At 62.9% G+C, this 15,873-nt stretch carries 13 protein-coding genes; 6 read left to right on the top strand and 7 right to left on the bottom strand.

What is annotated here, in order from left to right; all coding sequences use genetic code 11:
• Positions 1-83: 83 nt before the first annotated feature.
• Positions 84-2,126: a reprolysin-like metallopeptidase gene (locus tag AC3IR3_RS18500; protein ID WP_489194290.1), complete on the bottom strand. Its 2,043-nt coding sequence runs from the start codon at positions 2,124-2,126 to the stop codon at positions 84-86.
• A 237-nt stretch (positions 2,127-2,363) separates the two neighbouring features.
• On the opposite strand from AC3IR3_RS18500, the gene AC3IR3_RS18495 reads away from it, so the two are divergent.
• The 3 genes from AC3IR3_RS18495 (at position 2,364) to AC3IR3_RS18485 (ending at position 7,964) form a co-directional block, all read left to right on the top strand.
• On the top strand, positions 2,364-4,649 hold the full coding sequence (locus AC3IR3_RS18495; RefSeq protein WP_132146127.1) for an NADP-dependent malic enzyme: 2,286 nt from the start codon (positions 2,364-2,366) through the stop codon (positions 4,647-4,649).
• 181 nt (positions 4,650-4,830) lie between these two features.
• Positions 4,831-7,524, top strand: coding sequence for a pyruvate dehydrogenase (acetyl-transferring), homodimeric type (aceE, locus tag AC3IR3_RS18490; protein WP_489194287.1), 2,694 nt, complete (start codon positions 4,831-4,833; stop codon positions 7,522-7,524).
• Positions 7,525-7,685: 161 nt separating this feature from the next.
• Positions 7,686-7,964 (top strand): DUF4377 domain-containing protein, encoded by a 279-nt coding sequence (locus tag AC3IR3_RS18485; RefSeq protein ID WP_489194286.1) that lies wholly within the window; start codon positions 7,686-7,688, stop codon positions 7,962-7,964.
• Positions 7,965-8,705: 741 nt separating this feature from the next.
• On the opposite strand, the gene AC3IR3_RS18480 is transcribed toward AC3IR3_RS18485, so the two are convergent.
• Together AC3IR3_RS18480 and AC3IR3_RS18475 are read right to left on the bottom strand one after the other, a co-directional pair.
• The gene (locus AC3IR3_RS18480; RefSeq protein WP_132146136.1) at positions 8,706-9,038 is read right to left on the bottom strand and encodes a hypothetical protein; all 333 of its coding nucleotides are present in this window, start codon (positions 9,036-9,038) and stop codon (positions 8,706-8,708) included.
• A gap of 94 nt (positions 9,039-9,132) precedes the next feature.
• Positions 9,133-9,816, bottom strand: coding sequence for a glutathione S-transferase (locus AC3IR3_RS18475; protein ID WP_489194283.1), 684 nt, complete (start codon positions 9,814-9,816; stop codon positions 9,133-9,135).
• Between the two features lie 115 nt (positions 9,817-9,931).
• Between AC3IR3_RS18475 and AC3IR3_RS18470 the strand changes: the two genes are divergently transcribed.
• Positions 9,932-10,240 (top strand): DUF3247 family protein, encoded by a 309-nt coding sequence (locus AC3IR3_RS18470; protein ID WP_489194282.1) that lies wholly within the window; start codon positions 9,932-9,934, stop codon positions 10,238-10,240.
• 27 nt (positions 10,241-10,267) lie between these two features.
• Here the strand turns inward: AC3IR3_RS18470 and AC3IR3_RS18465 are convergent, their stop codons facing one another.
• Together AC3IR3_RS18465 and AC3IR3_RS18460 are read right to left on the bottom strand one after the other, a co-directional pair.
• Entirely contained in the window at positions 10,268-11,566 is a 1,299-nt protein-coding gene (locus tag AC3IR3_RS18465; protein ID WP_489194280.1) for a thioredoxin family protein, read from the bottom strand.
• A 74-nt stretch (positions 11,567-11,640) separates the two neighbouring features.
• Positions 11,641-12,912 (bottom strand): MFS transporter, encoded by a 1,272-nt coding sequence (locus AC3IR3_RS18460; RefSeq protein WP_489194278.1) that lies wholly within the window; start codon positions 12,910-12,912, stop codon positions 11,641-11,643.
• Between the two features lie 122 nt (positions 12,913-13,034).
• Here AC3IR3_RS18460 and AC3IR3_RS18455 point away from each other — a divergent pair, with 122 nt between their 5' ends.
• Complete coding sequence (locus AC3IR3_RS18455; protein ID WP_489194276.1) at positions 13,035-13,751, top strand: hypothetical protein; 717 nt, start codon at positions 13,035-13,037, stop codon at positions 13,749-13,751.
• A gap of 17 nt (positions 13,752-13,768) precedes the next feature.
• On the opposite strand, the gene AC3IR3_RS18450 is transcribed toward AC3IR3_RS18455, so the two are convergent.
• Positions 13,769-14,590 carry a ferritin-like domain-containing protein gene (locus AC3IR3_RS18450; RefSeq protein ID WP_489194274.1) on the bottom strand — a complete coding sequence of 274 codons (822 nt, stop codon included), beginning with the start codon at positions 14,588-14,590 and terminating at the stop codon, positions 13,769-13,771.
• A 186-nt stretch (positions 14,591-14,776) separates the two neighbouring features.
• Positions 14,777-15,193: a universal stress protein gene (locus tag AC3IR3_RS18445; RefSeq protein ID WP_132146157.1), complete on the bottom strand. Its 417-nt coding sequence runs from the start codon at positions 15,191-15,193 to the stop codon at positions 14,777-14,779.
• Between the two features lie 202 nt (positions 15,194-15,395).
• On the opposite strand from AC3IR3_RS18445, the gene AC3IR3_RS18440 reads away from it, so the two are divergent.
• Entirely contained in the window at positions 15,396-15,848 is a 453-nt protein-coding gene (locus tag AC3IR3_RS18440) for a hypothetical protein (protein WP_489194272.1), read from the top strand.
• The last annotated feature ends 25 nt before the right edge of the window (positions 15,849-15,873 follow it).

The following is a 15,873-nucleotide window of genomic DNA, read 5'->3' as shown; positions in this document are numbered from 1 at the left end:
AGGCTCGGTCTGGGGTGCTTGTAGGTCTGGCGGAGAGAACGGATTTGCTCCGAAGTATCTCAGCCAGAAGGAATCCGGGTGCTTCATCGCTGGATCGTGAAGTCGCCTGGCGAAAGCGCAAAGAATGCACCGCCGACACAGCTGACCATGACGCGTGCCCGTGATGCCTGATTCAGGCCGGAGGGCAGCGACACTTTCGCCCGGCCGTTATTGGCCGTTGAGGTGGCCAGCGGCTTGGCGAGAAAATTGCGGCCACCATCCAGCGAAAGATCGATGCGGACATTAGCGCAGGAAATGGGTGCCTTGTCGGTATTGGCAACTTTCCAGCGAATGATTTGCGGCTTGTCCGCTTTCACTCTTGCCAGTTCCTTCGGCGCCAGTACTTCGAAGGCCGCGCCGGTATCGATCACCTGCACGCGTTGATCGGCACCCACGACGTGTGAGCGATGATCGAGGTTGTCGCGTACGGTCATGCGGAAATTCAGGTCGCGGTTGGTCAGCGGCAGCGTATCGCCCAGATTGATCGGTTCGTCACCCAGCAGGACGCTCATGGCAGGGAAGGTCCGTTCGCTGTCGGTCGTTGGCGCGCGCGAGCGGAACAGCGGTCCGGCGCCCGTATCCAGCAACGTGCCCCGTAGCTGATAGGGCCCCACGTCCATTTGTTCCCAGGTATACGTCAGCTGTGCCGATGGCTCGGCAAAGCTTGCCCAGCCTCGAAGCCGGAAAGGCGTGCCTGCGGGAACCACGGTAAGGGCCGGCATCGATTTGGGGTCGATCCATGGGGCGCGCCCCGGATTGATCCGGGACGTTGCACAGCTTCCGCCGATACCCGAGGTCCACGCGTTGATCTGATCGATGTTAGCTGCGTGGAAGTATGCGTCGCTGTGGCCCTGAAGGTTTTGTTGACCACAGAGGCCGGCGTAGCCCATGACCGTCGACCCGCTACCCGGTTCGAACGCGCGGTCGGTGCGTGTGGGACGGCCGCATCCATTGAACGTGTGCCACGCGCCGAACTGGTGGCCCAGTTCATGAGCCACGAAGTCGACATGGAAGGCATCGCCGATCGGGTTCTCGCTGCCGGTCATGCCAGCGGCTTTGCTTTTGCCCGGATCGGCCATGCCGGTCTCGAACGGAACGCAGGTGTTGCCAAGATCGCCGACAACACCGGCATTGCGCTGGCCGTCGAGAACGTGGCCGACATCGAATGCCATCTGGCCGATTTTTTTGTTCGTTACATGGGCATTCTCCAGCGCAATCTTCAGATCGTCGGAGATGCCTTCGAAAGGATCGCGGGACTGGCTGGTGAAGACGAGGCGGTCGTTGTTTTCCGCCAGGACCAGATGGATGCCCAGATCGTTTTCGAAGATCTGGTTGACGCGATTCACCGTACGGACGACACCGGCCATGCCGTCCTCGACGCTGCCACCGAGCCGGTTGGTGTAGGCGGACGTGGCCGTCATGGCGATGCGATAGGTGCGCAGGATCGGGGTGCCATTGCGCTCGGTGGCCGCGGAAGACCGTGCGCTGCGCAGACGCTCGGCATGGATGAGGTCCTCCATACCGTTTTCGGAGAACGCAGGGGTGCCAGCGGCATCCTTACGGCGGAAGACAAGATAATTGTCGTCTGTCCCGGCGATACGCGCATGGATGGAGGAAATATCCAGAGTCGATGCCGGCTGAACGAGCCAGCTTCCCTCGCTATCGCTGACCAGGGCTTGCAATCCAGTGGGGGTGGCATCCAGGCGGATGCGGCGCCCAGCCTTGTCGCCGCCCTTGAGGCTGACCAACTGCGGATAGCGGCTTGCAAGGCCGGCGGGAAGCACATCGGAGGACTCCAGGGTAAACCGGCTGAAGCCGCCGTCCGGGAGGGGAATGTCCATGCTTGCCGCCGTGGAACGAGAGCGCGCCATCAGTCCGGCCACGCGCGAGAGGTCGAGTGTCACTGCTCTGTAGCGAGCGGGCATGGCGACGGGATCGATGGCGGCTCCGCGTGATCGGGAAGCGTTGCCGTCGCTCCATATCCCGTCGGGACTGGTATCTGCAAGCGCGGAACCCGAGCCGGCTAAGAACAGCGAGCCGATGCAAATGACCAGTGCGTGCCGGCGGATACGGTGCATATCTTCCATGAATGAAGCTCCTGGGTTGTCGTTGGCCGAACGCATCGCGGCGATGCGGGCGTACCGGTAATGGAGCCCGTTTGCGTGATAATCGTCTGCCGGGACATGCCCATCGGCGAAGTAGGAATCGACAGGGAAATGGCGCAGTGCGGAGGGCGATCCATGCTGCCCCGGTGCTACCATTTCAGGTCTAAGCGCGTCCCCCATGCCGCGTCCCCTCATCCCCACCCAGATATCAGGATTCCGATGGCCATCTCAGAGGAACTCAGGCAGGCGGCGCTCGAATACCACCGCCTTCCGCGCCCCGGCAAAATCAAGGTCACTCCTACGACGTCGCTGCTGACCCAGCGCGACCTCTCGCTGGCCTATTCGCCGGGTGTGGCCGCTGCGTGCGAAGCCATCGTGACCGATCCCGGGACCGCGGCCGAGCTTACGGCGCGTTCCAATCTGGTAGCGGTCATTACCAACGGTACGGCCGTGCTGGGCCTGGGTAACATCGGTCCGCTGGCATCCAAGCCGGTGATGGAAGGCAAGGGTGTGCTGTTCCAGAAGTTCGCCGGCATCGACGTGTTCGACATCGAAATCGACGAGAACGACCCGGACAAGCTGGTCGACATCATCGCCAGCCTCGAGCCCACCTTCGGCGGGATCAACCTCGAAGATATCAAAGCGCCGGAATGCTTCATCGTGGAGCGCAAGCTGCGCGAACGGATGAAAATTCCCGTATTCCACGACGACCAGCACGGCACCGCGATCATCGTGGGCGCGGCGGTCATCAATGCGCTGCTCGTCACCGGCAAGAAGATCGAGGACGTGCGTCTGGCCACCACCGGCATGGGCGCGGCGGGCATTTCCTGCGTCGACATGCTCGTGGCGCTGGGCATGCGCAAGGAAAATATCCTGGCGTTCGATCGCGACGGCGTGCTGCACACGGGGCGCACCGATCTGGACCCGGACAAGCTGCGTTACGCACGCGATACCGATAAGCGCACGCTGGCGGAAATCGTCGTCGGCGCGGATATCTTCCTCGGCCTGTCGGCCGGCGGCATCCTGAAACCCGAGATGGTCGCCACCATGGCCGACCGTCCGATCATCTTCGCGCTGGCCAATCCCAATCCGGAAATCCTGCCCGAGGACGCCAAGGCGGTCCGCCCGGACTGCATCATGGCGACCGGGCGTTCGGACTATCCGAACCAGGTGAACAACGCCCTGTGCTTCCCGTATCTGTTCCGCGGCGCGCTGGATGTCGGCGCCACCGTGATCAACGAGCAGATGAAGGTCGCCTGTGTGCGCGCTATCGCCGAGCTGGCGCGCCGCGAAGCGTCCGACGTCAGCGCGCGCGCCTACGGCGGCAAGCCGCCGAGCTTCGGTCCCGACTATCTCATCCCGCAGCCGTTCGATCCGCGCCTGCTGATCCAGTTGCCGCCGGCCGTGGCGCAGGCCGCGATGGATTCCGGTGTCGCCGCGCGTCCCATCGAGGACTTCGGCGCGTATGTCGATCAGCTGACCAGCTTCGTGTTCCGCACGGGCCTGCTGATGAAGCCCGTCTTCGATCGCGCGAAGGCCGACCCGAAGCGCGTGGTCTACGCCGAGGGCGAAGAGGAAACCATCCTGCGCGCGGTGCAGACGGTGGTGGACGAAGGCCTGGCCAAGCCCATCCTGGTAGGCCGGCCCGACGTCATCGAGCGTCGTATCCAGCGTGCGGGCCTGCGCCTGCGCCCGGGTATCGATTTCGAAATGTGCAACATCCATTCCGATCCTCGCTTCGAGGACTACTGGCGCCTGTATCACAGCATCATGGAGCGTCGCGGCGTCACGCCGGCGTCCGCGAAAGCCGCTGTGCGCTCGCGTTCGACGGTGATCGCGGCGCTGATGGTCGAGCGCGGCGAAGCCGACGCGATGATCTGCGGCCTGGTCGGCACGTATCACAGCAAGCTCGAATACATCACCAGCATCATCGGCCTGGACGAGGGTGTGTCCGAAGCTTCCGCCATGGCGGCGGTTTCGACGGAGAAGGGAACGTTCTTCTTCCTCGACACGTACGTGCAGGACGATCCCAGTGCCGAGCAGATCGCCCAGTCGACGTTGCAGGCGTCTATTCGTCTGAAGCTCTTCGGCATTCAGCCGAAGGTGGCGCTGCTGTCGAATTCGAACTTCGGTGGCCGCGAGACGAAGAGCTCGCTGAAGATGCGCGAAGCGCTGAAGATCATCCGCGAGCGCGTTCCGAAGCTGGAAGTGGAAGGCGAGATGCAGGCCGATGTCGCCCTGACGCCGGAACTGCGCGAGCGCATCTTTCCGAATTCGCGGCTGGAAGGTAAGGCGAACATGTTCGTGTTCCCGAATCTGGACGCCGCGAACACGGCATACAACATGGTCCGCGTGCTGTGCGACGGTGTGGTCATTGGTCCGATCCTGATGGGCGTGGCCAAGCCGGCACACATCCTGACGCCGCAAGCGACGGTCCGACGCGTGGTGAACATGACCTCGGTGGCCTGCGTAGAGGCCCAGATCCGGACGACGAAGGGGCGCTGAGGGCTCCCATCGGAGCCGGTATATCGTGGCGTTTCCACGGATACCGGCTCCGCCGATACGGCCCCGTACGGTGTTGTCACGTGCGAAATGCCCCTCCCGGCGCTATCATGAAAAGGTTTTCCCGCTCCCCAGCGGGCCTTCCTTACCCCCATGAGCGCGCGTTCGCGCCGCGGAGTACTCCATGGACCAGATCGACGACATCCTCCATCAGGACCTCGACCCCACCGAAACCCGGGAATGGGTCGAATCGCTGAATGCGGTCATCACTCATGACGGCACCGAGCGAGCGCATTACCTGCTGGAGCGGATGGTCGACTCGACGCGTCGCGCGGGCGGCTACCTGCCGTTCGATCCGACCACCGAGTACGTCAACACGATTCCGCCGCACCTCGAAGCGCGCAGCCCCGGCGACGCCGCCATCGAGTGGCGCATCCGTTCGCTGATCCGCTGGAACGCGCTCGCGATGGTCGTGCGCACCAACCGCAAGCCCGGCGAACTCGGTGGCCACATCTCCAGCTTCGCCTCGTCGGCCACGCTGTACGACGTCGGCTTCAACCACTTCTGGCGCGCGCCCAGCGAAGACCATCCCGGCGACCTGATCTTCCATCAGGGCCATTCCAGCCCGGGCGTCTACGCGCGCTCGTTCCTCGAAGGTCGTTTCAACGAATCCGACATGGACCTCTTCCGCATGGAAGTGGCCGGCAAGGGCAAGGGTCTCTCGTCGTATCCGCATCCGTGGCTGATGCCGGATTACTGGCAGGTGCCGACGGTATCGATGGGTCTCGGTCCGATCCAGGCCATCTATCAGGCGCAGTTCTGGAAGTATCTGGAACACCGTGGCCTGATCCCGAAGACCGACCGCAAGATCTGGTGCTTCCTCGGCGACGGCGAGACGGACGAGCCGGAATCGCTCGGCGCCATTTCGCTCGCCGGCCGCGAAGGCCTCGACAACCTCATCTTCGTCGTCAATTGCAACCTGCAGCGCCTCGATGGCCCGGTGCGCGGCAACGGCAAGATCATCCAGGAACTCGAAGGCGTCTTCCGCGGCGCCGGCTGGAACGCACTCAAAGTGGTGTGGGGCAGCTACTGGGATCCCCTCCTGGCGCGCGACACCACCGGCAGGCTCCGTCAGTTGATGATGGAAACCGTCGATGGCGAATACCAGGCCTGCAAGGCCTTCGGTGGCGCGTATACCCGCGAACACTTCTTCAATAAGTATCCGGAAACGGCGGCGCTCGTCGCCAACATGTCCGACGACGACATCTGGCGCCTGAACCGTGGCGGCCACGATCCGCACAAGGTGTACGCGGCCTACCACGCGGCCGTGAACACCCAGGGCATGCCGACCGTGATTCTCGCCAAGACGGTGAAGGGTTATGGCATGGGTCGCGCGGGCGAGTCGCTGAACCCGGCGCATCAGCAGAAGAAGATGGACACCGATTCGATCCGCGCCTTCCGCGATCGCTTCAACATCCCGGTGCCCGACGACAAGCTGGAAGAAGTGCCGTTCTACCATCCGGGCAAGGACTCCGAGGAAGTGCAGTACCTGCTCGAACGTCGTCGCGCGCTGGGCGGTTTCCTCCCGCAGCGTCGTCGCAAGGCCGACAAGCAGTTCGTGGCGCCGGCGCTGGAAGCGTTCGAGCAGATCACCAAGGGCTCGGGCGATCGCGAAATCAGCACCACCATGGCGCTGGTCCGCGGCATGAACCTGATGCTGCGCGACAAGGAGCTCGGTCCCCGCGTTGTGCCCATCGTGGCCGACGAAGCCCGTACGTTCGGTATGGAAGGCATGTTCCGCCAGATCGGCATCTACGCGCCGTTCGGTCAGAAGTATCGTCCGCAGGATGCCGACCAGCTGCTGTACTACCGCGAAGACCAGAAGGGCCAGGTGCTCCAGCAGGGCATCAGCGAAGCCGGCGGCATGGGCGCGTGGATGGCCGCGGCTTCCAGCTATAGCGTCAGCAACGTCGCGATGCTGCCGTTCTTCATCTACTACTCGATGTTCGGCTTCCAGCGCATCGGCGATCTCTGCTGGGCGGCGGGCGACATGCGCGCGCGCGGCTTCCTGATCGGCGGTACCTCGGGTCGCACCACGCTGAATGGCGAAGGCCTGCAGCACGAAGACGGTCATTCGCATCTGTTCTCCGGCACGATCCCGAACGTGAAGTCGTACGACCCGACGTTCTCGTACGAAGTCGCGGTCATCCTGCAGGACGGCACGCGCCGGATGATGCAGGAACAGGAAGACGTTTATTACTACCTGACCGTGATGAACGAGAACTACGTCCACCCCGATCTGCCGAAGGGCAGCGAGGAGGGCATCATCAAGGGCATGTACCTGTTCAAGGACGCCGGCAAGGCGAAGAAGAACGAGCCGCGCGTGCAGTTGCTGGGTTCGGGCGCCATCCTTCGCGAAGTGATCGCCGCCGCCGAGCTGCTCGAAAAGGACTTCGGCGTCAGCGCCGATATCTGGTCCTGCCCGAGCTTCATCGAACTGCGTCGCGACGGTTTCGATGCCGAGCGCTGGAATCGTCTGCACCCGGAAGACGCACAGCGCGTGCCGTATGTGACGGGCCTGTTGCAGGATCGTCAGGGTCCGGCTATCGCCGCCACCGACTATGTACGCGAGTTCGCCGACCAGATCCGTGCGTTCATGCCGGACGGTATGCGTTACACGGTGCTGGGCACGGACGGCTACGGTCGCAGCGATACCCGCGAGAACCTGCGTGACTTCTTCGAGATCGATCGTTACTGGATCGCCCATGCCGCCCTCGCCGCGCTGGCGAAGGATGGCAAGGTCAACGCCAAGGACGTCAGCCGTGCGATCAAGCAGTACAAACTGGACGGCGACAAGCCCAACCCGGTCACGGTGTAACTAACCGTCACGGTCGCGTCATGCACGATAAAGGCCGGCCTGTCCGGCCTTTATCGTGTCTGCACGGACGAAGTGCTATTTCTTCATCGGGATCAACGAAGGCCCTTGCCATGCGAATGCTATTGCTAGCTCTTACCCTGACACTTGCGGGCTGCGCCACGATGAAATCCGACCATGGATCGCGCACGCGTCTGATCTACGTCGCCGCCAGCAAGGCGCCCTGCATCGCGGGTGTCATGAAGACCGAATGCCTGCGGATTCGCGAAGAGCCGTCGAAGCCCTGGGAGCTCTCGTATACGCCGATCGAGAACTTCAACTATGAACCGGGCAACGAGTACCTGCTGAAGATCACCGAGACGCATGTAGCGAATCCACCGGCGGATGCATCGTCGATACGCTGGCGCGTGGAGAAGATCGTGGAGCAGCATCCGGTGCATTGAACACGCCACGGCTGTTTGCGGGAGCGGGCGTGGGAGTTGTCGAATAAGGTTCTTTGCGCATTGTTGGGGGAGGGCTCGGCTTCGCCATCGCTTTTGCGTTCGGACGCTTCGAGGAGAGCCGTCGGCCACCGCCCTCGACGCTCCGGCTTCACCGTCGCTCGGGAAGGGATAGCCGCTGCGCGGCTGGTGTTCTATGGCTGCGCCCCGTCGCGCCCGCGCGGCGGGCGGGGGTTTTCGATTCGGCTCCTGCCTCAGCGAAAACGGCGGACCGTCCTGGTCCGCCCCCTTCGGGCCTTGTCCGCCCGCCGCGCTCGGTTGCGCAAGTCGCGTCGAGGGCGGTGGCCGACGGCTCTTCCGGGTGTTGCGGTGACGTGGGGGAAAGCAGCGCGTGACGCAGGACCGGTGGTGGCCGTATCCGGTTCGGTTCCGTCACGTGCTTGGCTCGCGCTCTGCCCACAACCAACCGCCGTCGACGGTGCCGTGGCCGGGTTGGTCCTTGGGGCCGCCTTAGCCGAGGGCCGCGATACCTTGTTGGAGCGAAAGCGGCGCTACGGCCCGCTCCCGCAGGGACGGCGCCGAAGGCCCCAAGGGCCAACCCGGTCGCGGCCTCGCAAACGCACAAGTGTAAGACGGCTGTCCTCGACCGAAGCTCGACAAGGCACGTCAAGCCGTCCCCGCTAATGCGCGAAGAGCCAAAAAAAGCCGGAAATCCCGGCTTTTTTCAGGGCTACTCCGGCGAACTCAATCGTCGTTGCTGCGAAGTGCGTGGCGAATCAGCAGGAACGTACCGAGCGCGGCCGCAACGATGCCGATCGTCGTTGCCGGATGCCGGCGCACCTGCTTGCGCAGGCGACGGTATTGGTAGGTGGCCTCGTCGGCGAAATCTTCAGCCAGATAACGTGCGCGCTGTCCGTTGCCGTTGGTTTTCTTCGCGAGCTTATTGCTGATGCGGCGGGTGCGTTCGTACAGATTGCTCGCGGTGCCGGTCGCTTCGTCCGCATAGTGACGGACGCGTCCGGATACGCCGTCGACGGCGCTCTCCACCTGCCGGGCAAATTCACGGTTTCTGCTCATTGGATGGCTCCCTCGTCTGGCGTTTCGAACAACGACTTTGCAAGCTCGCCCGTGAGTGCCGTGTAAACAGAAAGCCATCCAGTTGAACGCGTATTCAGCGTGGGCGCTTAGGCGCGAAATCGTAGTCTCCGCCACGCTCCAGCGCAGCCTGGTAGGCCGGACGCGCATGGATGCGGTCGAGGAACGCTGTCAGTTGCGGTCGCGAAGCGTCGAGTCCGCCACGGCTCGCGGCGGCTTCCAGCGGGAAGCTCATCTGGACATCGGCCGCTGTGAAGTCCTCGCCTGCGAACCAGGTGGATTTACCCAGTTCGCTTTCCAGGTAATCCAGATGCAGCTTCAGTTGCGGATCGACGAACGCCTTCTGCGCTCCCTTGGCCAGCATGCGCGCGACAGGTTTGGCGAAAAATGGCACCGGTGCCGTCTCCATCCGCACGAAGACCAGCTTCATCAGCAGGGGCGGCATGGCCGACCCTTCGGCGTAGTGAAGGAAGTATGTGTAGCGCAGGTGTTCGGGGGTGCCCTGGGGCGGCACGAAGCGGCCATTGCCATAGCGGCCAACGAGATATTCCACGATGGCGCCAGACTCGGCGAGCGTCGCATCGCCGTCGGTCATCACGGGCGACTTGCCCAGTGGGTGTATGGCGCGCAGTTCCTTCGGCGCAAGCATGGTCTTCGGATCGCGCTGGTAGCGCTTGATCTCGTAGGGCAAACCCAGTTCTTCGAGAAGCCACAGCACGCGCTGCGAGCGCGAATTGTTCAGATGATGAACGACGATCATGAGTCTGCATCCCGCATGGAATCCACGGAGATTAACAGCAGCGGCCCGTAGACATGGCGTCGACATGCTGCGAGTAGGGTCGGGAGTCGCCAGTTCGCATAGCGAGGTGAACACCATGGGACGCAGCGCGGAAAAGGTCTACACGGACCGGGGCGCGATAGCGCGGCTGGAAGGATGGATCGCCGATCTTGCCGACAATGCGAAGGTCGCCATCGTGGAAAATGACGGAACGAAAACGACAGGCATCGTGATGGTCTTGCCGACCATTCAGTCATTCCTCGATGGCGAGGGCAATGAGGGCATGAATGGCGTGGTGAAACTGTCCGATCCCGGTCGGCCCGACTGGGTGGCTACCATCTGGCTCGATCGTATCGCGCGGATCGAACACCTCGACTCAGTGGCTCGCGGCACGTCGCAGACCTGACGTGCCGCCGCCGAACCGATTGGCCGATCAGGACTGCAGGCTTTCCTTCAACTTCTTCGCCTGATCGGGGAACGCCTTGCCTTCGGCCGATATTGTCGCATCGACGAGCTTCTTCGCCTCGGCGTCGCGGTGCAGCGCACGTAGCGCTTTTACCTTCGCGCCGGCGACGGAGATGCGATTCGCACCATAGGCCTTCGATGCGGCGCGATCCAGCCAGGGAAGGGCTTCCTCGGGCTTGCCTGCGTCGATAAGGCTGCGTCCATAACGGTAGGCGTAGACATAATCGTTCGGGTAGGCCGCGATCAGGTCCTTCTGCAATGCGTCCAGTTCGGTCGTGTTCTTCGCGCGGACGTAGTAAACGCGCAGATTGTCCGCGAGGTTGCGGTCCCCGCCCAGATTGCTACCGATGCGCTCGCGCGTGAGTTTGATCGCTCGCTGGAGTACAGCCTGCTCGCCAGCCGTATCGCCGATGGCCGCATCGAGATCCGCTGTCGAAAGAACCGCACTGCGCTGGTCGGCGCATGCCGGCGATGCCGTGAAGACCTGCGTGTCGATGTAGCTGTCGAGCGGAGCCTTTTGCGGCGAGAGAAGTGTCGTGCGCTGGTCGGCGGGAAGCTTTTCCGTCGCACCGATCAGGTCGTCCAGGACATACGGGCGATCGCAGCCGATGTTGCCGGCGAGGACTTTCGTGGCGGCCTCGGCGATGGCCTTATCGTCTTTCGCTGCCTTGGCCTGCAACAGGATCAGGCGCTGCTTGGCCAATGCGACACGTTTGTCCTGATCGGATACGTTGCGCACCGTCGACGGAAGGGCGGCGAACCAGGCCATGCCCTCGTCGCCCTGATACCGCGATTGATAGGTGTCCAGTACCGAGGCCGTGGCTGCGAGAGAGCCCTTGGCCGCATCCGCCTTCAGCTTATCCAGTCGCGCATCGCCGGCGAGGATCGAAGCAATTTCGGGATAGAATTTGTCGCGCGGCCGTTCGGCCAGGATGCGGCCGAGCTCCTCGCCGTTCTCGCCGATGACGACATAGCTCGGAAGGAACTGGATTCTGAGCTTCTTCATCCATGCCTGGCCATCCGGCTTGTCGGCATCGGCCTCGACGAAGACGACCTTGTCGTTCAGCGCCTTCCACTCCGGGCCGGTCAGCACATGGCTGGCCATGTAGTAGCAGGAGTAACACCACACCGCCTGGAAATCGATGAGCACGGGTTTGTGCTCCTTCTTGCCCTGCGCTAGCGCCGCGTCGATGGTGGCGGCCCCCTCATGGGCGGCGAAGGCGGGCGAAGCTAGGGCGAGCAGGCTGGCTGCGACGAGGCGATACATGGTGTCCCCCTTGGCGGTATAGACGGCCAGACTAGCATGGTGTAGCCGGCGGCGCGCAAGTGTCGATCTTCCCTCTAGGAGCGCGGCCAGGCCGTGCCGCTGGCCCCTTCCGTGGGCTCCGGGTCCGACACCAGTCCCTGCCGGCGCCTGAGCGACGGGAACCACCACATCCACAGGCCGACAACGATCAGCGTGCCGATGCCGCCGATCAGCGTGGCGTTTACGGCGCCGAGGGCGGCGGCCAGGATGCCTGACTCGAATTCGCCGAGCTGGTTCGACGTATTGATGAAGATGGCGTTGACCGCGCTGACGCGGCCGCGCATATCGTCGGGCGTTTCCAGCTGCACGAGTGCACCGCGGATGACCATGCTCACCATGTCGAACGCGCCCAGCGCGAACAGGGACGCCATCGACAGCCACAACGACGTGGACAACGCGAACAGCAGTGTCGCGGCACCGAAGCCCGCGACCGACGCGAACATGATCGGGCCCACGCGGCGCGTGAGACTGTTGTGTGCGAGCCAGATCGACATGAGCAGGGCGCCCACTGCGGGCGACGCACGCAGCAGACCCAGTCCCCAGGGACCGGTGTGCAGGATATCCTTCGCGAAAATGGGCAACAGGGCAGTGGCACCTCCCAGGAGTACGGCGAACAGATCGAGCGAGATCACGCCGAATACCGCCGGACGACGTCGAATGAAATGCACGCCGGCGAACAGCGTCTTCAGCGTGGCCGGTTCGCGTCGTGGCGGAATGTGGTCGTAGCTCAGATGCGACATCAGGATCAGCGCGGCGAGATACAGCAGCGCGGATACGCCGTAGACCGCCGTGGGGCCGGCCACGTACAGCAACCCACCAAGCGCGGGCCCCATGATCATGGCCGCCTGGCCCGCCGAAGCGTTCGCGGCCATGGCGCGCGGTAGCAAGGGCGTCGGGACCAGCGCCGGCAACATGGCCTGCATGGCGGGAAACTCGAACGCTTTCGCCACGCCGACGACGAAGATCAGGGAAAGGATGCCTGTTTCGCTCAGCCAACCCATCGCGCTGGCGATGGCCAGCAGGGCGATGGCGATCCATTCGACGATCTGACAGCACACGACGATGCGGCGCCGGTCGAACTGGTCCGCGACGTGACCGGCGGGGAGAGCGAGCAGTACGGAGGGAACGAACTGTGCGAGACCGATCAGGCCGAGGTCGAGCGCACGATGCGTGAGTTCGTAGATCTGCCAGCCGACCGCGACCGACATCATCTGGAAACCGAAGCTGGACGCGTTCTTCGCGAACCAGAACCGCACGAACGCGTGATGGGCGAACAGCGAGGCGTCGCCCCGAGGGGTGGAAGGCATGGAATATCCTTGGATCAGCGCGCCATTGTAAGGCCGCGATGCTTACCGTATGGGGATGTGTTGCCAGCGCGCCCCCGCCCGGTCCAAGCTACCTCGGTCGCCACCGTTCTAAGGATGCCTTCATGTCATATGTCCGCCGTTCTTTCTTCACGATCGCCATCGGCGGCCTTGTGCTTGCGGCAGGGTGTTCGAAGCAACCCGATGCCCCCGTCGCGACGGATGCGCAGGCGCCTGCTGCCGACGAGTCGGCGAAGAAACTCGCGACCTACCAGCAACTGCTGAAAATCCACAACGACCAGCTGGCCGTGCAGCTTGGCAAGGAAATCGTCGACAAATACCCTGGTAGCGCGGCGGCAACCGAAGTAGGCAAAACGCTGCCGGCGCTGGAATCGTCATGGAAGGAGGCGAGCGAGAAAGCCAGGCTCACGAATCTGTGGCAGTACCAGGTAGCTCCGATGCAGGGCGGTACGCAGAGTACGGCGACGATCTACAGCAGCCAGCCCTCGGGTGACGACCGCGTGCGGCTGGTGCTGCGCCGGCATACCGACTGGGGGCAGACCGTGTTCCTTTATGGCAGCGGCAAGGGTTTTCAGTGTGCGGGCGACTGCTCTCTGCCGGCCACGTTCGACGGCAAGGCAAAGGGCCTGAAAGGTTTCTCGCCGCCAACTGGCGAGCCGGCGCTTATCCTGCGCAACGATGCGGCTTTCCTGGTTGCATTGCAGAAAACGAAGCGTCTGACGATCGACGTTACGACGAAGAGCCGTGGCAAGCAGACGCTGGTTTTCGAAGTGGGTGGTTACGATGCATCGAAATGGGTGCCGTTGCCGAAGAAAAAATGATCCCGCACAACGTCGCGTCAATGCAGGAATAGCTTCTCCGTGATGCGGGTCAGCGGCCATTCGAGCGTGGTGTTGATCTTTGGCGGAAGGTCCAACGGCTTCAGCAGCATCTTCACGGTCATCGCCGCGGGAAGATGACGCTTCAGCATGCCTGCCGCGCGACTCGTGACACGACGGAACTCGGCATCGTCCGCGGCCTTGTCCGGATAGCGGATATTGAAGACATGGCGAAATGCGATGTCGCTGTCTTCGTTCTTGATCTCCCGCAAGCGCTTCAGGAGCGTGCGGAATATCTGGAAGCGACTGAGCTTCTCGCGTTCGCGATAGGCGCGGAAGTACTGATAGAAGTGCTTGTAATGACGCACTTCGTCGCTCTTGATGTAGTTGGTTAGCTGGCGCAGCACGGGCTCGTCGGTCACATCGTTCAGGGCGCGATACAAGCTGGCCGTACCGGTTTCCACCACGCAACGCGCGGCGAGTTCGAGGCCGCGGCTTTCCTCGAGCTCATCGGCCGTGCATACGGCGCCGTACTCCTGGAAGAAATTGCGGAAGCCGGTATCCCAATCGAATTCGGGCCACACGTGACGCACGTAAGCGGCCAGTGCGCGTCCGTGCTGAAGTTCTTCGTGCTCCCAATGATCGCGAAGCCAGCCCTGGAGTTCGTCGTCGCCGGCGAAATGGTCGACGAGATTGTGCGTGTACAGGTCCGATCCGCTTTCAACGAACGACGAGCCGCAAAGCAGCATGAACAGGTCCTCATTCTGCCGGACGCGTTCGATCTCTATTTTGCCGAGGTCGAGACTCTCTAGCGTCCATGGCAACGATGCTGTGTAGCTCACGCTCTGCTTTCCTCGTCTTGCTCGGTGTCGGCCCAGGGGGCGGGGTGACCGAATTGTGACAAACGGGGCCTTCCGTGGCTACGTGCCGCTTGGGGCAGCCCGGTAAACCAAGGGGTTCGGTCATCGCAGGATATTGATGTGCAGCGACGCAGCCATAGCTGCCCTTACCCGGGGTAAGGCGGTGCCTTACCTGACCACCGTCACCGGTACGTGTGCCTTTGCCAGCACGTCGGTAGACACCGAACCGACCAGCCAGCGGGCGAGGGCGCCACGATCGGTGTGTCCGATCACGATGTGATCGATGCCGTTCTGGAGCACCTGGGTCAACAGCGCATCGCCCGGACTGCCGTACACCACTTCGAGGTCGACCAGCGACTCCGCATCCGGTTCCAGGGATTTCAGCTCGCCCAGCAGTTCCCGGACGCGCTTCGCGCTGGTGTCGCTCATCATCAGGGTCGTGACGTCCGGACCGCCTTCGGCGATCTGGATCACGGAGACCACCCGCACCCGGGCACCCGAGCAACGGGCAAGCTCCAGGGCGAAAAGGAAGGCGCGGCGCGCGGTTTCCGAACCGTCGTAGCCGACCAGAATGTTCTTGGGCATGGGTTTTGCTCCTTCTTTGCTGTCGACCCGATAGTAGGCGCAACCCACCCGTTATCGCGACGGGTTGGCCGGGGTGGACGTCACGGGCGGTACACGAAACCTTGCCAATGCTGAACGGGTTTTCCGCGGATGGGTTTTCTTCACATTGGTGAGTGGAGAATCCGATTCCGCAACTTCCTGCCACTTTCAACGGAGATAGCAAATGATCAAGCGCATGACGGGTTTGGCTGTACTGGCACTGGCAGCGGCAGGAATGTTCTCGGCCCAGCCGGCACGGGCGGACGACGCGAATCTCAAGTGCCACATGACGTTCAACCTCAAGGGTTGGTCGGCGATCTATAAGCATGCCGAAGGCGCGGGTACCGTCCGTTGCGAAAACGGCCAGACGGCAAAGGTCAAGATCGAAATCAATGGCGCTGGCCTGAGCGCCGGTAAGTGGCGTATCAACGATGGCAAGGGCGACATCACCCACGTTAAGACGATCAGCGATGTGTTCGGCGACTACGCAATGGCTAATGCCGACGCCGGTGTAGTGAAGAGCGCGGGCGCAAGCGTGTTGACGAAGGGTACGGTTTCCCTCGCACTGGCGGGCACCGGCGAAGGTATCAACCTCGGTGTCGACGTGGCGGGCTTCAAGATCACGCAGGTAAAGTAAGGCCGACAGCGGTTTCGTTGGGTAT

The organism is Luteibacter sp. GL_149, assembly GCF_057834065.1.
Note: the sequence above shows the minus strand (reverse complement) of the source record. Positions and strands in the feature narration are given on the sequence as shown.